Annotated in this window: 19 protein-coding genes; 9 read left to right on the top strand and 10 right to left on the bottom strand. The window is 62.5% G+C overall.

The window, feature by feature from the left end; genetic code table 11:
- Positions 1 to 133 precede the first annotated feature (133 nt).
- Positions 134 to 919 carry a DUF7007 domain-containing protein gene (locus tag SIN04_RS13080; RefSeq protein WP_134489837.1) on the bottom strand — a complete coding sequence of 262 codons (786 nt, stop codon included), beginning with the start codon at positions 917 to 919 and terminating at the stop codon, positions 134 to 136.
- A 421-nt stretch (positions 920 to 1340) separates the two neighbouring features.
- Positions 1341 to 2723, bottom strand: a complete 1383-nt coding sequence (locus tag SIN04_RS13085; protein WP_134489839.1) for a hypothetical protein — start codon at positions 2721 to 2723, stop codon at positions 1341 to 1343.
- A gap of 278 nt (positions 2724 to 3001) precedes the next feature.
- Here SIN04_RS13085 and SIN04_RS13090 point away from each other — a divergent pair, with 278 nt between their 5' ends.
- Together SIN04_RS13090 and lon are read left to right on the top strand one after the other, a co-directional pair.
- Positions 3002 to 3409 carry an Hsp20/alpha crystallin family protein gene (locus SIN04_RS13090; protein WP_134489841.1) on the top strand — a complete coding sequence of 136 codons (408 nt, stop codon included), beginning with the start codon at positions 3002 to 3004 and terminating at the stop codon, positions 3407 to 3409.
- A gap of 110 nt (positions 3410 to 3519) precedes the next feature.
- The gene (gene lon / locus SIN04_RS13095) at positions 3520 to 5955 is read left to right on the top strand and encodes an endopeptidase La (RefSeq protein WP_341263959.1); all 2436 of its coding nucleotides are present in this window, start codon (positions 3520 to 3522) and stop codon (positions 5953 to 5955) included.
- Between the two features lie 24 nt (positions 5956 to 5979).
- Here lon and SIN04_RS13100 read toward each other — a convergent pair whose 3' ends face one another.
- A complete protein-coding gene (locus SIN04_RS13100) occupies positions 5980 to 6936 on the bottom strand; it encodes an NAD(P)-dependent oxidoreductase (protein WP_134489845.1) in 957 nt (318 codons plus the stop codon).
- Positions 6937 to 7091: 155 nt separating this feature from the next.
- On the opposite strand from SIN04_RS13100, the gene SIN04_RS13105 reads away from it, so the two are divergent.
- A complete protein-coding gene (locus SIN04_RS13105; protein ID WP_134489847.1) occupies positions 7092 to 7328 on the top strand; it encodes an FmdB family zinc ribbon protein in 237 nt (78 codons plus the stop codon).
- Positions 7329 to 7403: 75 nt separating this feature from the next.
- Here the strand turns inward: SIN04_RS13105 and SIN04_RS13110 are convergent, their stop codons facing one another.
- Complete coding sequence (locus SIN04_RS13110) at positions 7404 to 8786, bottom strand: phospholipase D-like domain-containing protein (RefSeq protein ID WP_134489849.1); 1383 nt, start codon at positions 8784 to 8786, stop codon at positions 7404 to 7406.
- A gap of 469 nt (positions 8787 to 9255) precedes the next feature.
- On the opposite strand from SIN04_RS13110, the gene SIN04_RS13115 reads away from it, so the two are divergent.
- Complete coding sequence (locus SIN04_RS13115) at positions 9256 to 10407, top strand: L,D-transpeptidase family protein (RefSeq protein WP_244605977.1); 1152 nt, start codon at positions 9256 to 9258, stop codon at positions 10405 to 10407.
- Between the two features lie 270 nt (positions 10408 to 10677).
- On the opposite strand, the gene SIN04_RS13120 is transcribed toward SIN04_RS13115, so the two are convergent.
- Positions 10678 to 12912, bottom strand: coding sequence for an NACHT domain-containing protein (locus SIN04_RS13120; RefSeq protein WP_134489853.1), 2235 nt, complete (start codon positions 12910 to 12912; stop codon positions 10678 to 10680).
- A 216-nt stretch (positions 12913 to 13128) separates the two neighbouring features.
- Here SIN04_RS13120 and ubiE point away from each other — a divergent pair, with 216 nt between their 5' ends.
- The 5 genes from ubiE (at position 13129) to SIN04_RS13145 (ending at position 17933) form a co-directional block, all read left to right on the top strand.
- Positions 13129 to 13878, top strand: a complete 750-nt coding sequence (gene ubiE, locus SIN04_RS13125) for a bifunctional demethylmenaquinone methyltransferase/2-methoxy-6-polyprenyl-1,4-benzoquinol methylase UbiE (RefSeq protein ID WP_134489855.1) — start codon at positions 13129 to 13131, stop codon at positions 13876 to 13878.
- 61 nt (positions 13879 to 13939) lie between these two features.
- Positions 13940 to 15505 (top strand): 2-polyprenylphenol 6-hydroxylase, encoded by a 1566-nt coding sequence (ubiB, locus tag SIN04_RS13130; RefSeq protein ID WP_341263960.1) that lies wholly within the window; start codon positions 13940 to 13942, stop codon positions 15503 to 15505.
- 246 nt (positions 15506 to 15751) lie between these two features.
- The gene (gene coaBC, locus SIN04_RS13135) at positions 15752 to 17008 is read left to right on the top strand and encodes a bifunctional phosphopantothenoylcysteine decarboxylase/phosphopantothenate--cysteine ligase CoaBC (protein WP_341263961.1); all 1257 of its coding nucleotides are present in this window, start codon (positions 15752 to 15754) and stop codon (positions 17006 to 17008) included.
- Entirely contained in the window at positions 17005 to 17487 is a 483-nt protein-coding gene (gene dut / locus SIN04_RS13140) for a dUTP diphosphatase (RefSeq protein ID WP_134489861.1), read from the top strand. Before coaBC ends, dut begins: the two co-directional genes overlap by 4 nt.
- The gene (locus SIN04_RS13145; protein ID WP_134489864.1) at positions 17484 to 17933 is read left to right on the top strand and encodes an RrF2 family transcriptional regulator; all 450 of its coding nucleotides are present in this window, start codon (positions 17484 to 17486) and stop codon (positions 17931 to 17933) included. The genes dut and SIN04_RS13145 overlap by 4 nt, the downstream gene beginning before the upstream one ends.
- 86 nt (positions 17934 to 18019) lie before the next feature.
- On the opposite strand, the gene SIN04_RS13150 is transcribed toward SIN04_RS13145, so the two are convergent.
- The 5 genes from SIN04_RS13150 to SIN04_RS13170 all read right to left on the bottom strand — a co-directional run bounded on the left by SIN04_RS13150 (position 18020) and on the right by SIN04_RS13170 (position 22575).
- The gene (locus SIN04_RS13150; RefSeq protein WP_134489866.1) at positions 18020 to 18619 is read right to left on the bottom strand and encodes a nitroreductase family protein; all 600 of its coding nucleotides are present in this window, start codon (positions 18617 to 18619) and stop codon (positions 18020 to 18022) included.
- Positions 18620 to 18747: 128 nt separating this feature from the next.
- The gene (locus tag SIN04_RS13155; protein WP_134492499.1) at positions 18748 to 19728 is read right to left on the bottom strand and encodes a sulfate ABC transporter substrate-binding protein; all 981 of its coding nucleotides are present in this window, start codon (positions 19726 to 19728) and stop codon (positions 18748 to 18750) included.
- 335 nt (positions 19729 to 20063) lie between these two features.
- Complete coding sequence (locus tag SIN04_RS13160; RefSeq protein ID WP_134489868.1) at positions 20064 to 20957, bottom strand: tetratricopeptide repeat protein; 894 nt, start codon at positions 20955 to 20957, stop codon at positions 20064 to 20066.
- 92 nt (positions 20958 to 21049) lie between these two features.
- The gene (gene rpsU / locus SIN04_RS13165; protein ID WP_134489870.1) at positions 21050 to 21289 is read right to left on the bottom strand and encodes a 30S ribosomal protein S21; all 240 of its coding nucleotides are present in this window, start codon (positions 21287 to 21289) and stop codon (positions 21050 to 21052) included.
- A 173-nt stretch (positions 21290 to 21462) separates the two neighbouring features.
- Positions 21463 to 22575 carry a 5-(carboxyamino)imidazole ribonucleotide synthase gene (locus SIN04_RS13170; protein WP_134489872.1) on the bottom strand — a complete coding sequence of 371 codons (1113 nt, stop codon included), beginning with the start codon at positions 22573 to 22575 and terminating at the stop codon, positions 21463 to 21465.

Below are 22575 nucleotides of genomic sequence, written 5' to 3' on the forward strand. Positions count from 1 at the left end.
GATCGCGGAGACAGTGCTTCAGAAACCTTGCGCGAAGCTGCACATTAAGCGGTCGGTCCATCAGCCGAGCGACAATACGGGCTGGCAAGCGCAGATAGCTCGCCGCCCCTTAACGCGCCCTGCGAGAAAACCCTCACATCGCGAAAGCTTCGCCAAATTCGGCGTGATTCGCGTCTAAAAACCGGGCGGCGCAGTTCGGCTCGTCAATTTCAGGATGTTTCACCGGATCGATATGAAACGGCCTGCCGCGCCTATGCGTAAACTCGTGGGCGTGCACGCGGAACCAGCGGCTCAGAGCCTTGGCTCCACCGGCTTCGGCGCTGTATGGCGGATCGCCCCCTCGCTTCGCCCGAGCATGAAGATGCCCGGCCGGAACGAAAGCGTGACGATCGTCGAAAACATCGATGACGATCCAGTGGTCGGCGTGAAGCCGATGGAATTGCATAACTGCGAGGCCCCAGATCTCGTCCGGGTCCAAGGTCGTCTGAAACCAAGCTTCATATTCTTCCGGTTTCCACTGCCGCAGGGTTTCCTTGCCGATCTCATAAAGCGACTGATGGCCCGTCGCCGCGCCCGACGGCATTCTGTCAAAGATTCGATCGAACACGACGGCGACGGCGGCCCATTCCGTTGTATCTTCGTACCAGCGGTCCTCTGTCCGCAGATAGCGCGGCAAGGCTTTCTGACGCGAGGGAGAAAGCTGGTAGCCGCTTCTCGTTTGCGTCGCAAACCACATGATGCCCGGGGCGATTTCCCTCGCATCGGCGACCTCGCCCCACGGGCTCAAAGCCGGCTTCGGCGAAGGACGGGCCGCCAGCCTGCTCCAAAGCGAAGGCGTCGGACCCTGATCGGCGCCTCCGATCTCGGCCAGCGTCAGAGGAGGCGACTCCACCTCCAGCCGATCAAAAAAATAGGGCATAACCGCATCCCTCCAAATATGAACCGCCGATCAAAAGCGTTTCGGGGGCCTTTGACGATCAAAGCTAGAGCTTTGTAAAAAACTGCGCCGTCTCAATAACCAGTCTGAAAAACCCATCGAAAATATATTACATCATTTCGATGGGATCGCAGTTTTTAATAATCATTTATTCTCTACGGTAAATCGCCAAGATCCCGCCTGCCTTATTCACTCAATTTTAAGTTGCGCCGCTGCCTGGTCAGCGCTGGCAAGGTAAGATGACCTTGAAACTTTGCCGCTGATCTAAAAAGATGTTCGGCATTTGAATGAAAGGGAGACGTTCGCCGCCGCCGGCTCAAGCCCGACCGCGCGGCCCCCCGGGACGCTTCCAAAGACGACGATCGGCGCGCTGGCGCCTGGACGCTCCGCTAAGGCGTCGTCGTCACCGGCAGGACGCCGTGACCACCGCGTCAACGGGCTGGCCGCCGTCGGCGGGCGTGAGCTTGCTCAGGGTAAGCTTCAGCCGGCCCGCGCTCGCAAGGCTCTTCAGCCTGATGATCATGACGTTCGACCAGAACTCAGGCGGAGCGTCGACAGCCGCGACGCCTTCGCTTGCAGCCTCGCCCGCCTTGATCGCCCTGTCGAAGGCGACCAGCACCGACCCATCGGCGCCGACGCCGCCGAAGCCGCAATTCACGGAAGGCGGCGCGGCGGCGGCTGGATCCGATGAAACCGCCGCCATCGCATCATTGACCTTGGCTGTGGGATCGGGGCCGGGGCGGATGAAAGCGCCAAGAGGCGTCATTGGCTGGTCTGGCGTCAGCGGCGGCATATTGCCCGTGGCGGCGTAAGCGCGCCAGACCTTCGCGGCGCGTTCGCTCGGCAGCCAGATGAACGGCCGCGGATCGTGGTAGCTGTCGCGCGGGCTGATCGCAACATTGACCATGCGCTCGCCGTCGCTCCAGGGCTGCGTCGACGTCCTGACCGCGACATCGTAAGTCCCAAGCCATCCGGCGTGGTTCCGCCAGTCCGGCGCAAGAGCGGGGCCGGCGAGCGGAGGCGTCGCGGGCAGGCGCAGCTTCAGCACTTCCTCAAGCCAGACCCGCAGAAACCGAAAGTCGATTCTATGCTGATATCCATGCACCGAGCCGCCATGCCAATGCCCCGGCTGGCTGATCAAGGTGAGGGGCGCGCCGGCTTTTGCGACGAGGTTGCGGGCGAAGGCGTCGTGCGTAATCTTGGGGTTTGCATCCTCGACGTCGGTTAAAAGTCCGCCAAAGCCGTCGTCCGGATCGGAAAGGAATAATTGCGGAACCCACGCCGGCGCCTGATAGGGCGGCTGATCGAGTTCATCGAGGCCGATGACCGCGAGAACCCTTTGCGGCGGCAGTCGCGAATCGGCGTTTGAGAGAAGCGGGCTGGACGCGGTTCCGCCCGCCGCCGCCGCGCCGACCGAAAAGCCGAACAATACGACGTTGAGATTCTCGATCTCGGGGTGGTTCGGGAGTCGGCGGGCCGCCGCCCGCAGCGTGTCGAGAATCTTCTTTGCGTTGCCCTCAGGGTCGGAATAGGTCAGCGGCAAATCGAGCTGGATGCTGTTGAACTCGGCGGCGACGGCGCGCCAGTTTGGCTCGCCGTCGGGCAGCCACACCGGGCTGATATTGATGAAAGCCGCCCGCGCGGGTTTTGCGAGGTCAGGAAGGTAAGCGTCATACCCATTGATCTTGCCCCTCCACGGTTTCGGCTCGGACGCGTCAGGGGCCGCGGAGGCCCCCGCGAGGCCAAGGGCAATCGCGAAAGCGAGGGTCAAAGCGCGTAAGCTCATGTTTGCTCCCAACCTGTTCTTCGCCAGGGGCGCTTCGAAGGCATCCTAATTCGCGGCGTCCGGCCAAAATGGGTGGACAGGATCATAAACCGTGCGTAACGCATTGAGGAACATTCCAGCGGCCTGAACCAACACAAGCTCGCGAGCCGGGCGGCGGGACCACGCTGCCTCCGGCGTTTGCGTGATGGTGTTCGGGCGGTTAAAAGCATATCGGCGGCGGTCACACGAGGCCGCCGCCCGCAAAGGTCCGCCCGAGCCCTACTGACGGAGGAATTGGCATGAAGAACCCGGATGCGCGGGCCTGGATGTGGTCCGACGCGGTGGATATGCTGGCGCGCGCGGACCGTCTTCATCGCCAGCTCTTCCAGCTCGCCTCGAGCCAAAGCCGCAAATCCAGCTGGGAGCCGCCCGTCGACGTCGTCGAGACCGACCGCGAACTGATCGTGCTGGCGGCGCTGCCCGGCGTCGATCCGCAAAACATCAAGGTGGCGATCGAGAACGGTCAACTGGTGATCGCGGGCGAACGGCTGCTGCCGCCAGAGTTCAGAACCGCCGCGATCCATCGCCTGGAGCTGCCGCAGGGACGCTTCGAACGGACGCTGCCGCTGCCGCCCGGCCGCTATGAAGTTTTGCGACCTTCGGCGGCCAATGGCTGTCTCGCCATCGTCCTGCGTAAAGTGATTTAGAGCGCGATGAGCTAAATCCGTCCTGCTCATCACTTCCCTATTTTGACGAATGATCTCAGCTAGGCGCCGGCTATTTCCTGCAAGATCATCGTCCAACCGGAAATCCCGCCATGTCGCGCTTCGCCTCCCCCCTCTTTGCACAGGCCGTCCACGCCGCAGACGCCGCGACCGGCGCCCCCGCCCCCGCCGCGGACACGAACGACGCCGATCCGCACAAGGATGCGCTGATCATCGTGCCGGTTCGCAGCTTCGTGCTGTTTCCTGGCGTCGTCATGCCGGTGACCATCGGCCGGCCGGCGTCGATCGCGGCGGCGCAGGAGGCTGTGCGCCAGGGACGCCCGATCGGCCTCCTCATGCAGCGCGACCCCGCCGAGGACGATCCAACGCCGCTGAGCATGCATCGCATGGGCGTCGTCGCGTCGATCCTGCGCTACGTCACCGCGCAGGATGGCGGCCATCATCTGATCTGCCAGGGCGAGCAGCGTTTCTACGTCGAAGAATTCGTGAAGGAGAAGCCCTTTCTCGCCGCGCGCGTGCGGCGCATCGAGGAGCAGGACGTCCGCTCGCCCGACATTGAAGCGCGTTTCGTGCATCTCCAGGGCCAGGCGTCGGAGGCGCTGCAGCTGCTGCCGCAGACGCCGCCTGAACTGATCGCCGCCGTCAATAATGCCCCCTCGCCGGCGGCCCTCAGCGACCTCGTCGCCGCCTATATGGATGCAACGCCGGAGCAAAAGCAGGACATTCTCGAAACCATCGACCTGCCCGCGCGCATGGACAAGATCGCCCGGCTGCTCGCCCAGCGCATCGAGGTGCTCCGCCTCTCGCAGGAAATCAGCCGCCAGACCAAGGCCTCCCTCGATGAACGCCAGCGCGAGATCCTGCTGCGCGAACAGATGGCCTCGATCCAGCGCCAGCTCGGCGAAGGCGACGGCAAGGCGCAGGAGATCGCCGAGCTGACTGAGGCGATCGCCAAGGCCGGCATGCCTCCGGAAGTCGAAGAGGCCGCGCGCAAGGAATTGCGCAGGCTGGAGCGCATGCCCGACGCCGCGGGCGAATATGGCATGATCCGCACCTATCTCGACTGGCTGATCGAATTGCCCTGGGCGCTTCCAGATGAAGCGCCAATCGACATCGCGGAAGCGCGCCGCATTCTCGACGCGGACCATTTCGGCCTCGAAAAGATCAAGCAGCGCATCGTCGAATACCTCGCGGTGCGCAAGCTCGCGCCGCGGGGCAAGGCGCCGATCCTTTGCTTTGTCGGGCCGCCCGGCGTCGGCAAGACCTCGCTCGGCCAATCCATCGCCCGCGCCATGAGCCGCAAATTCGTCCGCGTCAGCCTCGGCGGCGTTCACGACGAGGCCGAAATCAGGGGCCATCGCCGCACCTACGTCGGCGCCCTGCCCGGCAATATCATTCAGGCCATCCGCAAGGCCGGCGCGCGCAACTGCGTCATGATGCTCGACGAGATCGACAAGATGGGCTCCGGCATTCATGGCGATCCGGCCTCCGCCATGCTCGAAGTGCTGGACCCCGAACAGAACGGCACGTTTCGCGACAATTATCTGGCCGTTCCTTTCGATTTGTCCCGCGTGGTCTTTATCGCCACCGCCAATCTGCTCGACACCATCCCGGGTCCGCTGCGCGACCGTATGGAGATCATCAGCCTCGCCGGCTATACGGATTCCGAAAAGCTGCAGATCGCGCGCCGCTATCTTGTCCGCCGCCAGCTCGAGGCGAACGGCTTGACGCAGGATCAGGTCGAGATCGACGATGACGCGCTCGCCGACGTCATCCGCGGCTATACGCGCGAGGCCGGCGTGCGCAATCTCGAGCGGGAAATCGGCCGCGCGCTGCGCCATGTCGCGGTCCGCATCGCGGAGGGCAGCGCCAGCCATGCGCATATCACCCGCGCCGACCTCGCCGAACTTCTCGGGCCGCCGCGCTTCGAGGATGAAGTCGCAATGCGCGTCAGCCTGCCCGGCGTCGCAACCGGCCTCGCCTGGACGCCCGTCGGCGGCGACATCCTCTTCATCGAAGCGACGAAAACGCCCGGCCACGGCAAGCTCATTCTCACCGGCCAGCTCGGCGAGGTCATGCGCGAAAGCGTTCAGGCCGCCCTCAGCCTCGTCAAGAGCCGTGCGGCGGATCTCGGGATCGATCCGGAGACCTTCGACAAGACGGACATTCACGTCCATGTGCCCGCCGGCGCGACGCCAAAGGACGGCCCGAGCGCCGGCGTTGCGATGTTCGTCGCACTCGTTTCGGTCCTGACCGGGCGCCTCGTTCGCAACGACACCGCCATGACCGGCGAGATCAGTCTGCGCGGGCTCGTGCTGCCCGTCGGCGGCATCAAGGAAAAGGTCGTCGCGGCGGCGCGCGCGGGATTGACCCGCGTCCTTCTGCCGGCCCGCAACCGGCGCGATTATGACGACATTCCGCCTGATGCGCGCGAGCGCCTGGAATTCGTCTGGCTGGAGCGCGTCGACGACGCCGTGGCCGCGGCCTTTGAAGGCAAGGAAGCAGCGGCGATTGCGACGCCAGGCTGAGACGAGGCGTGAGGAACGGCGCCGTCAGTCTTTCAGGGAGACGCGATGTTCCAGCTCCTCGCCCTTCATGAAGCGCACGAGGTTGCGTTCGACGATGGCCGCGAGGCGGCGTGAGGGAAGCTCCCCGCCCATCACCGCGACATGCGGCGTGATGACGACATTCCTGCAAGTCCACAGCGGATCGTCGGATGGCGGCGGCTCAGGATCGGTGACGTCGAGACCCGCCCCGGCGATGACGCCCTTTTTGAGCGCCGCGGAAAGAGCGCCCGCGTCGATGATCTCGCCGCGGGCGATATTGACGACAACCGCGCGCCGGGGCAGCGCGGCGAGCTCATCGGCGCCGATGGCATGGCGCGTGCTCTCCGTCAGCGGGGCCGCGACGATAAGGGCATCGCTGACCTTCAGCGCCTCGCCGAGCTGATCGCGGGAGAACGTTTCATCAGCGAGCGGCTGCGGCGTTCCGGCGCGGTTCACCGCGATGATGCGCGCTCCAAAAGGGCGCAGCCTTGCGGCGATCTCCCGCCCGATGTTGCCGAAGCCGAAAATCGTCACGACGGCCTCATCGAGCGTTTTCATCCCCGCGCCGATCGCAGGGTCCCATTCGTGCTTGGCCATCTGGCCGAGGGCGTCGGGGAGCCGGCGAAAGAGCGCCAGTAGCAGGGCGAGCGCATGTTCGGCGACAAATGGCGCATAGGCGTCCCCCGCATTGGTGACGACAACGCCGCCGGGCGCGCCGTAACGCTTTACGATGTCGAACCCCATGCTCTTTAGTTGAATCCATTTGAGACGGCCGGCGTCGCGTTTGAGGGCGGCCGCGCGTTCGGCGTCATAAACGGTCGGGTCGGTCCAGAGCGCATCGGCCTCGGGCAGCTCTCTGACAAAATCGGCAAGACTATCGACGCTCACAAGTTCAACGCCGTGGCGGGCCGCGACATCCTGCAACTCAGCGCGGCTGGGGGCGCCCTCAAGAATGATTTTCATCAATAGCTCCTTCGAGCGCGTCGCAAAGCCGGAGACCGCCGCGCCATTGTCGTTTTCAGGACAAAAAGCCCGGCGCAAAAGTTGCTTCGATCCCGTGCTCCCGCCGCCGAAGAAAGGGCGGCGCCAGTCACGTCGACGAGCAACGCGAGGATTTTATGCCGCTCTACGCTTACAAATGCCAGGACTGCGATGCCGACTTCGAGCTCCTGGTTCGGACTTCCGATGTCCCGGCGTGTCCGTCCTGCGCCGGCGAGAAACTGCAACAGCAGGTCGCCAGGATCTGCGTCGACATAAAATATCCAGCCGTCGCAAAATCATGGCGCAAGGCCGCGGCGCGAGAAGGAGACCTTTCAAATTTCAGCAAGCAGGAGCTGCAAACGAAGAAGGCTTAGCCGAAGCGGCGCATTCGCGATCAGTTAAAATGACTGTCTGAAATGATCCAATCCGGCTGACGACGTCATCCCGCCTCAAAGCAGCGGGTCGAGCATCCGCGCGACTCCTTCAATCGTATCGCGTAAATCCGAGACGGGCGTCACGCCCTTTTGCGTCGTGTCGTGCAGGTTCTCGATCCATGCCGCGACGGCGCCGACCTGTTCGGCGCCATAGACAATGGCGTTCGCCTCAAAATTCAGGAACAGGCTGCGCGGGTCGATATTGACCGAGCCGACCATAGCGAGACCATCGTCGACGACGAGGATTTTCGCATGCACCATGCCGCCGATGAAACGGATGACGCTGACGCCCGCCGCCGCGGCGTCGCGCAGCGGCTGGCCGCGGGCAAGGTCCGCGATGAAATGATTGGAGGGGTCCGGCACGTAAACGCGCACGTCGACGCCGCGATGAGCCGCGAGAGCCAGCGCTTCCGCGAGGCCCTCCGGCGGAATGAAATAAGGCGTCACGATCCAAAGGCGCCGCCGCGCCGCGAAAGCGGCCGATACGATGGCGGCATAGACGGGATCGCCCGGAACATCGGGGCCTGAAGGCGCGATCTGCACCACGGCTTCTCCGAAACCCGGCGCCGCTGGCGGCGGGGACGAAGTTTTGATGCGCTCGCCGGTAACGAATTGCCAGTCGGCTGCAAACAGCGCCGCGTAATCGCGGACGGCCGGACCTTCGAGCAGAAAAGACAAATCGCGCCACCGCTTCGGATCCGGCGCTGGACCCATATATTCGACCGCGACATTGGCGCCCCCGGCGACGACCCTCACATCGTCGGCGATCAGCATCTTGCGATGATTGCGCATATTGGTGCGGGTGAAATGCGCCAGGCGCACGGGAAGAAAGAAGGCGACCTCGCCGCCGGCCCGCACCAACGGATCGAGCGAGCGCTTCGACGTCGAAAACGATCCGACGCCGTCGAGCATAAGGCGCACGTCGAGGCCGGAGCGTGCGCGCCGCGCCAGCGCCTCGACAATGGCGAGGCCAACCGGGTCCGGATGCAGGATGAAGCTCGCCATATGGATATGCTTTTCGGCGCCGTCGATCGTCTCCATGAAGCGGTGGTAGATGTCGACGCCATCGGCGCAAAGGGTAAACCGGTTGCCAAAACGCGCCGGCGGCAGGCCATAGCTCTGCACCAGCCGGTCGGCGCTGGCCTCGCCGGGCGGCAGCCCGACAACCGGCTCGGCCGAGCCGAGCGGCGGCTTCAGCAGCTGGGCGCCCTTGAGCTTGCGTCCGCCCAGCACGAAATAGGCGGGAATGCCGAGCCAGGGGATCAGCAGGATCGCCAGCATCCATGCCGTCGTGCTGGCGGCCGAACGGCGCTGGCGCAGCATGCGCGGGATGATGAGGAGGGTCATCGCCACGCCCGCGATCATCGAAAAATTGGAAGCGATAATCGAATCAAACATCGCGATCACTGAGCCTAACCTGCCCCAATTGACAAGAGGCGCCTCTTGCGCGGGCGCATTCCTTCTAGGCGAGCACGACGCATTCTATCGCCTGAAAATGGTTTATGACGCGATAAGCCCCGTCCGCGGACCCCGCGCGCAGGCCTTCCGGCGCAGGCTTTCCGGCGCAGGCTTGGCATTCATTGAATTCCTCGCTCCACATGAAGACGCATCAGCTTCCGCTTTCCAGCCCGGCGGCTGAAATTTTAACCTTACGCGCTTACCAAGAGGCAAGCGTCAATCCCCTATTGCCGCCGCAAATTGGAGAGATACAAGATAAATCCGGCTCTGGCGGAGCCAAAGCCGGGAGGCCGCATCCTCAAGCATGATGGAGATCATGCTCCAGCTTATTGATAAGACACGGATTGAGCCTTTGAAGGAATCGCGCCGCGCCGCCGCTTTGATCGCCGCTCTGCTGGCCGCGCTGTTCATGGCGGGGGCCGCCGCCGCCGGCGCGTCAAAGGGCGAGCTGCCCATACCGGCGGCGACGCTCGCGCTGATGGCGGCGCGCGACACGACGCCCGACGCCCCGATCCTGATGCGCGCCTACAAGAAAGAATCGGAGATCGAGGTCTGGAAGCTGAACAAGAGCGGACGTTATGTCTTCCTGAAAAGCTTCCCGATCTGCCGCTGGTCGGGCGCGCTGGGACCGAAGACACGGCAGGGCGACCGCCAGACGCCGGAGGGCTTCTACGCCGTCGGGCCGCACCAGATGAACCCCTATTCGCACTATTACCTTTCCTTCGACACCGGCTATCCGAACGCCTATGACCGCGCGCACGGCGGTTCGGGGTCGGACGTTATGGTGCATGGCACGTGCTCCTCGGCCGGATGCTTCGCCATGACCGACAGGCAGGTCGCGGAGATCTTCGCCCTCGCGCGGGAGGCGCTGCGGGGCGGCCAGAGCGCCTTCCAGTTCCAGTCCTATCCTTTCCGCATGAGCGCGCAAAACATGGCGCGCTACCGCTCCGACCCCAACATCGCCTTCTGGCGCGAATTGAAGGAGGGGTCCGACCGGTTCGAGGCGACGGGCGAGGAGCTCGACGTCAGCGTCGTCAACGGCCGCTACGCCTTTGCGCCCTCGAAGGACCCGGCCAACGAGCTTCTCGCCGCCGCCCGCCATGCGCGCGAGCAGGCGCGCGTCGCCGCCTTCATCAAGGAGGGAAGCGCCGCCGTGCGCACGACCTATTCGGACGGCGGGCAGAACCCCTATTTCGCCGCGCTGCTGCGCAAAGGCGCCCATGTTGGCGACGTCAGCCGGCCGGAGGCGCTCGCCTTCGCCGGGGTGGACGAGGTTCTCTCTCCGGCACGAGGCGTTTGCGCGCGCAAGGGCGGCTGTCCCGACGCGATCGGCAGGGGACCGGAAGCCACGAAGGCCGCGGCGGATCAACCGAGGATGGACGCGCCGGCGGCGGACCAGCCGCGGATCATCCTCGCGGCGGCTCGCGTGGCGCCGATGCCGCAAACCGAACCGATAACCCTCGCCCCGGCGCCGTTTTGCTATAGCCTCGGACGCCCGGCGCCCCCGCAATCCACCATCGCGGGCGGCATGCCGGTGCTGCCGGCGGTTTGGTTCGATTGAGGGTTTCGGTTTGATGTCGCTTCCCGACCCGCTGGGGTCATAGGACGGCCCGTTACGCGATCTCTGGAACGGACGTTCAGCGCCGGTCGACGCCGACGGCTTCGCGCGCGTTTGGGCAGTAGCGGCGACCATAGCCATTTCTCCAAGTGGACGTCCGCTCTAGGCAGTTCAAAGCTTAAACGGGGCCTGAAGGCAGACGTGGGCTTTTCGGCCAAAATGACCGGTCCGGAAGTTTGTGTTGCGACCGGCGCCAAGCATTTTGCGCTAGCATCATTTGTTCAGCGTGTCCGCCATGCTCCACAATGGATCGGTCGACGATCTGAGCTGCTCAAGGATCGTGGTGATGCGGGGACCTTGGCTGCGGCTTGGACTATAGATCCATCCCTCGTCACCTTTGTGCCTCGTCAAAATCTCTTCCTGCATTAGTATATTTAGAATTGATGAGGCTAATTTCTTCGATGCGCCCGCACCGAAACCGCGCAACAATGCCTCTTCCTTGCGCCCAGCGCCTTTTTGCTTGAATGTTTTCTTCAAAATAGCTACAAAAATCTCGTGAGCTGGTGAAAGGCCAGCTTTCTTAATTTGGGCAACGGTCTGAACACTATCAAAGCGGTCAACTGTCTCAAGCTGCACCCAACTTGGAAGTCCCGCATACGAAGCAGCTCCAGATACTGAGCCGGCAAGAGACTTCGAGATCGTGAGATTCGTCGGCGGTGAATTCGGTAACACCAGCCGTTCAATCGTAGCTTCCGAAATGACCAAATTGCCGAGAGGTGTGTTGTTTAGGGCAAGTTCTGTGAAAGCCCCTCCGGTGATGTTCAAGCCTTGCATGTCAACACTCGCTGTGTCGACACGCGTCATGGCGCTCGTAATGTCAGCAGCTAGAGTAGGGTTCTGCCTCGCGCTAGCTCTGCTGGCTATCTGTCGGTACGGTTCGATGCGCCCTTTTATATCGACCGCAAGAATAGTTTGGCCGAGGGTCCCTAGAGGGTTGATCCAATTTTCGGTGAATACGTGTTGTCGTTTTGCTTCATCGATCTCTGGCAGGCCTGCGACGTCCTTTGCTCGTAGCCCATCGAGAATGAACATGTCGACGAACTGCCGGTCCTGCGACTCAGCTCCAATTCGACCCAAACTCGGTAGTCTCTGCAACATTGCAGAAGCTTCCTCGACGGGCAGTTGTCCTACAACGGCCTCGAAAGCGTCTTGTAAATCTCTTTGTGAGATAGGACCGATATTTGCGGGCCGCCTTCGTGTTATCCGACTAAGAGCCACAAAAACGCGGTAGATAGTATCTGCATCAAAGAACGCATTAATGCGCGCGTCTCGTTGGCACACCACTTTCATGAAGTGGTTCCAAAACTCGACTCCCTCGCTAGTTATACCAAACATGCTACCTAGTTCGTCATCGGAGAGAAGCGCTATCGTCTGGCAAATTAGGGGTCTTTTGGGTAGCCACGATGGTAGCTCCACAATTAGACCAGCAGCATCGAAATAAGCTTCGAGTTCGTCACTGGTGAACTCGTCCTTCGCTTTGACGATAACGGCATTGGCTTTCGTCAAGCCCAAAGCAGTCATCATCTCCTCGTTCGAGGAAAAATAGTGCTCTCGCCCTGCTACAAGACAGCCGGACTTCGTTTTCCCGACGAGATCCTTCACTCCCTTGAGCGCCCGTGCACGCAGTTGGCGCAATCTGCTTTCATCTGTGCTCCAAGATTGACTACCTAATTCGTCAAATCCGTCCAAAAGCAGAATAAGACTGTCCCGGTTCAGTGCCCGTACCGCAGGCCCTGCGAGATCATCTAAGCCGAGGAGAGTGATGCCTCGGCGCACAATTTCATCGGCCCGGTCAAGGCCCCAACATTCTCTCAGGTTTACCGCGAAGGGGAACTTAAAAGTCACGTTCCAATTCTCAGCTAAAGCATTAAATACCTCGCGAACGCATCGGCTTTTGCCTGCGCCAAATTCGCCGAGGAGAATGACATTGCGGCCAGAAAGCAGGATCTCCGCGAGATCAGCGATACTTAACTCTTTTCCTCCATCAACACGCTCATACATCACAGGGACGTAGCTAACGGCGTCGACACGACCCGTGATGGGGTCGATGGAGCTTCCAAAAGACGCTGCAACTCTAGCGTTCTTGTAGATCGGAAACTGGAAGAAAAGTGCAGCGAACTGGCCTGCCGAACCAACAGTAAGCTTGGCTGCTGTCGCTGCATCTAACATGGCCTGCGTTGGGACCTTGCTCAACACGATATAACCTCGGAGAAGGACGCCTTCAGCACTGAGCGTCTGGCGGGCCAAGGTCATACGAGTTATGCCTTGCCTGACCTTTTCGAGGTCGTTCTGCTGGCTAATCTCGATAACGACTGTCTCGAGCTCTCCGCGTTGTATGACTCCATCAAAATTTACGCCAGCGATTCGACCGGGCAAACAAGGCTGCCAAAATATTAGTTCGGCGATGCCGCGAACTTGTTCCTCGAATGTCTTCCACTTTGGTTGCATAATTTCGCTCTTCCGCTTTCGGCCGGGTCCGCCGTACGCCGAATGTCCGGTTTTTCATCTTGCGCCCGCATAAAGGGCCAGTCCAGTTTCCGCCCTTCGCAGACATTCAAACTAAGCCCCGCTCTCCGCTCACGTCCGCATAGCCATTGCCTAAATCTGCCGCTATGGTCGCGCGTCCTTAAATCAACCGGCCCGCCGGCTCGAGCGCGAAAATTCATGTCCGAAGAGACGCATTTCGGTTTTTCCCGCGTCCCCCTGCAAGACAAGCAGGCCCGGGTCGACGAGGTTTTCCACAAGGTCGCGTCGCGCTACGACCTGATGAACGATCTGATGTCCGCCGGCCTGCACCGCGTCTGGAAGGATATTTTCGCCGCAAAAGTCCATCCTTCGCGAAAGGCGCCGTTCCGCCATCTCGACGTCGCGGGCGGCACCGGCGACATCGCTTTCCGCATCGCCAAGGCGGGCTCGAAGCTGACCGAAATCGTGGTGCTCGACATCAACGCCGACATGCTGGAGGTTGGGCGCCAGCGTGCGGCCAAGCGCCCTTTCGACGCAAAGCTCGAATTCGTGCAGGCCAACGCCGAGGATCTGCCGTTCCCGGACAATTCCTTCGACGCCTATACGATCGCTTTCGGCATCCGCAACGTGCCGCGCATCGACGTCGCGCTGGCGGAGGCGCGGCGCGTCCTGAAACGCGGCGGCCGGTTTCTCTGCCTCGAATTCTCCAACGTCGACGTGCCGTTCCTCGACCGCCTCTATGAAGCCTATTCGTTCAGCGCCATTCCGCGCCTTGGCCAATGGGTGACGGGAGACGCCGACGCCTATCGCTATCTCGTCGAATCGATCGCGCGCTTTCCCGACGCCGAAAGTTTTCGCGACAAGATCGCCGCCGCCGGACTGGAGCGCGCCACATTCACGCGCCTTTCCGGCGGCGTCGTCGCTATCCATTCCGGCTGGAAGCTCTAGATCATGGTCGATTCGCAAGGCCCCGCGCCGTTTCGCCTGAAAACGCTGTAGGCGGGGCGGCGTGGTTTTTCTCTTCGGCTCCCTTTACCGATTGACCCGCGCCGGTTTCGTGCTGGCGCGCGCCGGCGTCTTCAGCGATGTCGATCCCGCCATTCTGCCGCCGGCCGCGCGGCTGCCGCTGGCGATGGCGAAGCTCGTCGCGCGGCGCACGGGACGGCCTGGCCTCAGCAATCTTCCCGCCGCGATCAGCGCGCTCGGGCCGTCCTACGTCAAGCTCGGCCAGTTCCTCGCGACGCGGCCGGACGTCGTCGGCGCGGATGTCGTGCGCCATCTCGAGCTGCTGCAGGACCGGATGGCGCCGTTTCCGCGCGAAATCGCCATCGCAACGATCGAAGCGGCCTTCGGCCGGCCGCTCGCGGAGGTCTTCGTCAGCCTCGGCGAGCCGGTCGCCGCCGCCTCGATCGCGCAGGTCCACAAGGGCCGCGTGAAAGATGAAACCGGCGAGCGCGACGTCGCCGTCAAAGTGCTGCGCCCCGGCGTCGAACGGCGGTTCCGGCGCGATCTCGGCGATATGTATTTCGCCGCGCGGCTGGCCGAGCGCTGGATCGACGACATCCGCCGCCTGAAGCCCGTCGAAGTGATCGACACCATGGCCCGCTCGGTCAAAATGGAGATGGACTTTCGCCTGGAGGCCGCGGCCGCGTCGGAATTTGCCGAGAACGCGGCTGCCGATCAGGATTTCCGGATCCCGAAAATCGACTGGGACCGGACGGCGAAGGAGGTGCTGACCCTCGAATGGGTCGATGGCGTCCCTTTGTCCGATATTTCCGCGCTTGCCGCCAAGGGCTATGACCTGCCGGACCTCGGGCGCATCGTCATCCAGTCGTTTCTGCGCCACGCGATGCGCGACGGATTTTTTCATGCCGACATGCATCAGGGCAATCTCTTCGTCGATTCCGAGGGCCGTCTGACCGCCGTCGATTTCGGCATCATGGGGCGCCTTGGCTTCAATGAGCGGCGGTTTCTGGCGGAGATTCTCTACGGTTTCATCAAGCGCGATTACCGGCGCGTCGCCGAGGTGCATTTCGAGGCGGGCTATGTGCCGCGCATCCATAAGGTCGAGGATTTCGCGCAGGCCATTCGCGCCATCGGCGAGCCGATCCATGCCCGCACAGCCGATCAAATCTCGATGGCGAAGCTTCTGACGCTTCTTTTCGAGATCACCGGGCTGTTCGACATGAAGACGCGGACCGAACTCGTGCTGCTGCAAAAAACCATGGTGGTCGTCGAAGGCGTCGGCCGCACGCTCGATCCAAAACTCAACATGTGGGCGACGGCCGAACCCGTCGTCCGCGCCTGGATCGAGCAGAATCTCGGGCCGATCGGCAAGTTGCAGGACGCCGGCCGCGCCGCGCAGACGCTGGGGCGCTTTGCTTCTCAACTGCCTTCGGCGCTCCTGCGCGCGGAAAATGTCTTGACGCAGATAGAGGATATGGCGGAAGGGGGACTTGAACTCTCCGATAACGCTCTCAGCCGCATGGGAGAGGCGGCCGCGCGCGGCGCCCGTCTTGGCCATATCGCCCTGTGGATTATTGCCGGCGCCGCGCTCTTGCTGCTGCTGCGATAGGCGAAAGCCGCCGCAAGGCCGTATTTCAACCATCGTGTCCGCCTAAAGCCCCCGGCTTCAGCCGAATTTTCGGTCCAAGGCCCGAACCAACGCCATCGCGTGAGTTGCAGATTTCGCGCCTTGCGTTAGAAACAGATAAAAAAGGTATCGAGGTTCAAATCAAACCTCGATCATGCGTAAAAAAGAAACAATGAGCGCGCGCTGTCGTAATCCGCGCTTGTTCGCCCGGGGGGGATGTTTGGCCGCATGAGCCAATTGCCAGGAAAACGAATCCTTCTCGTCATAGGCGGCGGCGTCGCGGCGTATAAGACGCTCGATCTTATCCGGCGCCTGCTCGAAAGGGGCGCCTTTGTGCGCGCCGTCATGACCGCCGCGGCGCATCATTTCGTGACGCCGCTTTCCGTCGCAAGTCTTTCGGGCGAGCAGGTCTTCGCCGATCTTTTCGCTCTGACCAGCGAGGCGACGATGGGCCATATCGAATTGTCCCGCGACGCCGATCTCGTCGTCGTTGCTCCCGCCACGGCCGACCTTCTGGCCAAGATGGCGCATGGCCTCGCCGATGATCTCGCCTCGACCCTGCTCCTCGCCACCGACAAGAAAATTCTCGTCGCGCCGGCAATGAATCTGCGCATGTGGCTTGCGAAGCCGACCCAGCGCAACATCGCCGCCTTGCAAGGGGACGGGGTGATCTTCGAGGGGCCTCAGAACGGCGACATGGCCTGCGGCGAATATGGCCCCGGCCGGATGAGCGAGCCGCTTGAAATCATCGCCGCCATCGAGGCCGCTCTCGCTACGGACACGGTTCTGCCGCTGCCGGAAGGTTTTGCGCGTCCGTCAACCGCCGCGCTCAAGGGGCGCCGCGTGATCGTGACCTCGGGTCCGACTCATGAGCCGATCGATCCGGTGCGCTATATCGGCAATCGCTCGTCCGGCAAGCAGGGTCATGCGATCGCCGCCGCCGCGCGCGAAGCCGGAGCTGAAGTGACGCTCGTTAGCGGGCCGGTGGCGCTCGCCGATCCCTGGGGCGTGACGACGATCCATGTCGAGACCGCGCGCGAGATGCAGCAGGCGGTCGAGCAGGCGCTTCCGGCCGATATTTTCGTCGGCGCCGCGGCGGTCGCGGACTGGCGCGTCGTGGAAGCCGCTCCCGAGAAGATCAAGAAGGGGGCTAAAAATCCGCCGAGCCTCGCGCTCGTCGAAAACCCGGATATTCTCGCGGCCATAGGGCGGCGCAAACGCGACCGGCCCGCGCTTGTCGCCGGCTTCGCCGCCGAGACGGATAGGCTGATCGAACACGCCGAAGCCAAGCGTCTCAGCAAAGGCTGCGACATCATCGTCGCCAATCACGTCGGAGCGGGCGCCAATGTTTTCGGCGGCGATCGCAATGAGGTGACGCTGATCAGCGCGGCAGGCAGGGAAAGCTGGCCGAACCTCACCAAGACGGAAGTGGCGGCGCGGCTCGTCGCGGCATTCGCCAAAAAGCTAAGCGAGGCGCGCCAATGAGCCAGCCGCTCGCTGTTGGCGTGAAGATCCTGCCGAACGGCATGGGCCTTCCCTTACCCTCCTACCAAAGCGCGGGAGCGGCCGGAATTGATCTTCTCGCCGCCCTGCCGACCGCGACGACGGTCACGCTGCCGCCTGGCGGGCGTCTTGTCATCCCGACCGGCATCGCGCTTGCGATCCCTTCCGATTATGAAGGTCAGATCAGGCCAAGATCGGGCCTCGCGGCGAAGGCCGGGGTCACAGTCCTCAACGCGCCGGGCACGATCGATGCTGATTATCGCGGCGAAATCGGCGTCATCCTGATCAATCATGGCGCCGCGCCCTTCGAGATCGCCCGGGGCGACCGCATCGCGCAACTTGTCTTCGCCCCGGTGATCAGGGCCGGCCTTTTTACGACGCTGGAGCTGGCGGACACCGCGCGCGGCGCGAACGGCTTCGGATCGACCGGCCAGATGACCGACAAGGAAACGCCGCGATGATTGTGCTTTCGCGCCGCGCTCTTCTCGCCATTGCGGCGGTGGCCGACATCGCCATCCATTCCCGCCCGCTTCCCGTCGCCGCGAAATCCCTCGCCGCCCGTCTCGATCTGCCGCCGCGCCACCTCGAAACTTTGCTTCAGGCGCTCGTGCGGGCGAACATTTTGAAGGGTCTGCGCGGCCCGCGCGGGGGCTATGAGCTGGCGCGCGAGAGGCGCAAGATCACGGCGGCGGACATCCTTCGCGCGGTGTTGAACGAAACGACGATCGAAAGCAGCGAGGGCGTTGCCTGCAAGCTGATCGGCGATGTCATCGCGCCGATGGTAGAGTTGGCAGGCGCCGCCTTCCTGAAAGAGCTCGACATCATCACCATCGACGATATCTGCCATCGCGCCGAAGAGCTGAAACTCACCGACGATGCGCCGCCGGGGACCGATTTCACGATATAGAGCGGAACGCGTTCAGGCGGAATCGCATTCCGCTCTTTACGCCATTGTTTTAACGCATGATGTTCATATCGCGCGCGCCCCCAAGTTCAGGACGCCGGAAAGCCGCCTTCAAAAACAAAGTCCGACTGCGGATTGCGGCTGTTCGGTTTTTCTCTTTCGCGCGCGGCTTCTGGCAGAATGGATTTGTCGCCGACGCGTCCGATGGCGATTGCGGCCTCCACCCGGCAATCGTCGGGGGCGTTGAGTTCGATCGCCGCGCGGGGAATGTCAAAGCCGGTCATGGCATGCGCGGCATAACCCGAACGCCAGGCCTGGAGAGCCAGATAGCCCCAGGCCGCGCCGGCGTCGAATGAATGACTATGCGATGCGACGGCCTCCGTTTTGCCCGGCGGCGTGAAGGCTTCCTTTGACAGAACGATGATCAGCATCGAGGCGTTTTTGGCCCACGACTGATTGAATTCGCTGAGAAGCCCCAGGAATTTCGTGAATGCCGGCGTGTCGCGCTTGGCGTAAAGAAAGCGCCAGGGCTGCGAATTATACGAGGAGGGCGCCCAGCGCGCCGCCTCGAAAATCGTCCGGAGATCGGCGTCGGGGATCGCTTCTCCGGTAAAGGCGCGCGGCGACCAGCGTTCAAGGAACAACGCTTCGATCGGATAATCGGCGGCGCGTGAATTGGCGGTTGTCATATCGGGGAACTCCGTCCGGCCCTCCTGTCAGAAGAGCGCATCAGCGTGCAGGACTCCGCCGTCTCAAGCGAGCCCGGAAACATGCTTGGCCCTTCTAGCGAAGACGCCGGCCCGTGTCGCGAATGACCTCAGTGACCCGCGTAGATTTGATCGAATACGCCGCCATTGGCGAAGAATTTCGCCTGCGCTTTTTGCCACCCGCCAAAGTCGCCATCGACCGTGACCAGCGGAATATGGGCGAGACGCGCAAGGTCCCTGGGGTCGGCGAATTCCGGCTTGACAGGGTGATAATAGTTCTTGGCGATGATCGCCTGCGCCTTCGGCGAATAAAGGAAATCCAGAAAGGCCTCGGCCACCTTACGGCTATTATTGGCGTCGACATTGCCATCGACGAGGGCGACGGGCGGCTCGGTCAGAACCGAGATCGAAGGCGCGACGACCTCGAATTTGTCTTTGCCGAACTCCTCAGAGGCGAGAAAGGCGTCGTTTTCCCAGGAAATCAGCACATCGCCCTGCCCGCGTTGCGCGAAGCTGATGGTCGAACCGCGCGCGCCTGTGTCAAGAACCGGCGTGTTCTTGTAGATCGCCGCAACGAAGTCTTTGATCCGGGCCTCGTCCCCGTTGAATTTTCTGGCGGCGTAGCCCCAGGCGGCCAGAAAATTCCAGCGCGCGCCGCCCGACGTCTTGGGATTTGGCGTAATGACGGAGACGCCCGGCCTGATCAGATCGTCCCAGTCCTTGATCCCCTTGGGATTGCCTTTGCGGACAAGGAACACGATCGTCGATGTGTAGGGGGTCGAATTGTTCGGCAGCCGTTTCTGCCAGTCGGCTGGAATCTTCCCCGTCTTGCCGGCGATGGCGTCGATATCGGCGGCGAGCGCCAGAGTGACGACGTCAGCTGGCAAGCCGTCGATCACCGCGCGCGCCTGCCCGCCCGAGCCGGCATGGGAGCTGCGCACGGCCACCGTCTCTCCCGTCTTGGCTTTCCACTCGGCGCTGAAAGCTTCGCTGATCGCGCGGTAAAGCTCGCGCGTCGGATCATATGAGGCGTTGAGCAATTCGCTCGCGGCCTGCGCCTGCCACCCGGGGAAAAGGGGCGACGGCGCCATGAGGGCCAAAGCCGCGCCGAAAATCGCAAAGGTGAAGGGCCGGGCCTTGAACATTGAGCTGCTCCGCTACTTGTATACTGTTTCTATAGAGACAGTGATCTAAGTCAAGGCGCAGCGCCGCGCGCGCCGCGGTTGCGGCGGGCGCGCATTTGCAAGTTTTGCGTTTCGCGGAAACGTTCTGGAGGACCAGGCGCGGGCGACCCGGCGCCCCTTTTTTCGCAAATGATGCTTAGTTAGAGCGGAATGCGCCTGAGCGGAATTGCATTCCGCTCCTTGCGCCTTTGTTCTACCGCAAGGCGCCGGCCGAAAAGTCCGCGGCTTTCCGGGGTCATGCCCTAGGAATGCCCGCTTCGCGACAGGCCGTCCTTGGCGAGCTGATTGGCTGGATCAAACACCAGCGCGCGCTGATAGGACTCAACGGCTTTGGCGCGGTCGCCTGATTTCTCATAGGCGAGGCCAAGGCCGGCCCAGGCGTCGGGGTTCTTGTTGTTGACATTGAGCGCGGCGTTGAAATCCTCGATCGCCTTGTCATATTTACCGACGGCGATGAGGCTTTGTCCGCGCGCCTGATAAGGCGCTCCGGCGAAGGGATCGCGATCGATCGCATTATCGAAATCGGTGATCGCCTGCGGATGATTGCCTTCGCGCTGATAGATGAGGCCGCGCGCATGAAAGGCCTGCGCGTTCTCGGGATTGAGCCTGATCGCCTGATCGAGATCGGCGTGGGCGGCGTCGAGATTGCCCTGCACCCGTTCGAGATTGGCGCGGCCGAGATAGGCGGGGGCGTGATTTGGATCGGCGGCGATGGCGTCGTTGAAGTCCGTCATGGCGGCGTCGTTGCGGTTGACCTGTCGATAGGCGAGCGCCCGATTGGTCAGCGTCGCGGCGTTCGGCGAGATCTTGATCGCCTGACTGAAATCGGCGATCGCTTCGGGAAATTTGCCGATCTTCGCGTAAGCGACGCCTCGCGTATTATAGGCTTCCCCGCTGTTGGGATTGCGCTGCACGACCTCGGTCAGCGATGCGAGATTGGCCTGCGCTTCCTGCGGCGATTGGCTCGCCACCTCGGCGACTCCGGTTCCCGCCTTCCCGATCACATTATTCGTCGATTCGCAGCCTGCGAGCGCCAAAGCGGCAATCGCCAGCGCCGAGCAAGGACCCGTCAGGCGCCGCAACGGCGTCGCTCGCTTGGCCCTCGTCGCCTTGGCCCTGGTCGCGAAAGCCGCCATCCGGTCATCCTCATCCGCCAGTCGAACGGCCTTGCGGCCCCAACCTGCTTTAAGTGCGTCAATGATCGAACTTGGATCGAAGCCGTGAAAAATCAGCGAACGCCGAGAACAGGCTTCGGCTTCATCGGCAGGAGGCCTTCACGCTGCATCTTCTTACGGGCCAGCTTGCGCGCGCGGCGAATGGCTTCGGCCTTCTCGCGAGCGCGCTTTTCGGACGGCTTCTCATAATGGCCACGAAGCTTCATCTCGCGGAAAATGCCCTCGCGCTGCATTTTTTTCTTGAGCGCCTTGAGGGCCTGATCGACATTATTGTCGCGAACGAGAACTTGCACGCATGAGTCCTTGATGTGACGTCAGACGCCGCTTAGCGCGACGGAGCCGACAGGAATGATGGAACAGAAAATCCGGCGCTGAAAAGCGCCTGAAACTTGAAAGACAGGCGAATAGCAGCATCGGGGCCCGCTGTCCAGAGTTCGCCCGCCGCTCACGGCGAAAACCTTGGACTTCACGCCTTGTGGCCCGGCGCAACGCGCGTCACATGCCCCATCTTGCGGCCGGCCCGGGCTTCCGCCTTGCCGTAAAGATGAAGGCTCGCCCCCGGCTCCCGGAGGACGCGCTCGAAGCCGAAGACCTCTTCGCCGATCAGATTTTCCATCTCGACCGTTTCGCCATGCCGCCATGTGGCGCCGAGCGGCCAGCCGACAATGGCGCGGATATGCTGCTCGAATTGCGACGTCGCCGATCCGTCGAGCGTCCAGTGCCCGGAATTATGCACGCGCGGCGCAATTTCGTTGACGCGGAGCTGCTCGCCGCCGCCAGCCTGCTCGACAACGAACATTTCGACTGCGATGACCCCGACATAATCGAGCGCCTCAGCGATGGCGCGAGTCAGTTCGACGGCCTCCGCCGCCGTCCCGGGAGAGATGCGGGCAGGCGCGCGCGTCACTTTCAGAATATGATTCTCGTGCCTGTTTTCGCAGACGTCATAGGCGGCAAAAGCGCCGTCCGCGCCGCGCGCCGCGACGACGGACACCTCTTTTGCGAAAGGAACGATCGCCTCGAGAATCGCCGGGCCGCCGCCGAGAGAGCGGAAGGTGACGGCAAGATCCGCGCCTTCGCGGACGAGAACCTGACCTTTGCCGTCATAGCCAAAACGCCGCGTCTTGAGAATCGACGGGCGTCCCAGCTGGGCCACTGCGCGGGCCATTGATCCGGCGTCGTCGACACGCATATAGGCGGCGGTCGGAATGCCTATATCGGCGAGAAATTCCTTTTCGACGAGGCGATCCTGGCAGGCTGCGAGCGCCGCCGCGCTTGGCCGCACGAGACAAAGATCCGATAACAGCGCCGCAGTCCGCGCCGGAACGTTTTCGAATTCATAGGTGATCACGTCGACATTGGCGGCGAAAAAAGCGAGAGCGGCTTCGTCTTCGTAAGCCGCGACTGTCTTCTCGACGCAAACGTCAAAGGCGGGACTGTCCGGCTCCGGCGCAAAAATATGCGCCTTAAGGCCGAGGCCCGCCGCCGCCATTGCGAGCATGCGGCCCAATTGGCCGCCGCCGAGGATGCCGACGCGCGCGCCCGGGGCAAATGAGCCAGGGGAGAGTTGAAAGGCCAT

The organism is Methylocella tundrae, from assembly GCF_038024855.1.
Taxonomy (GTDB): domain Bacteria; phylum Pseudomonadota; class Alphaproteobacteria; order Rhizobiales; family Beijerinckiaceae; genus Methylocapsa; species Methylocapsa tundrae.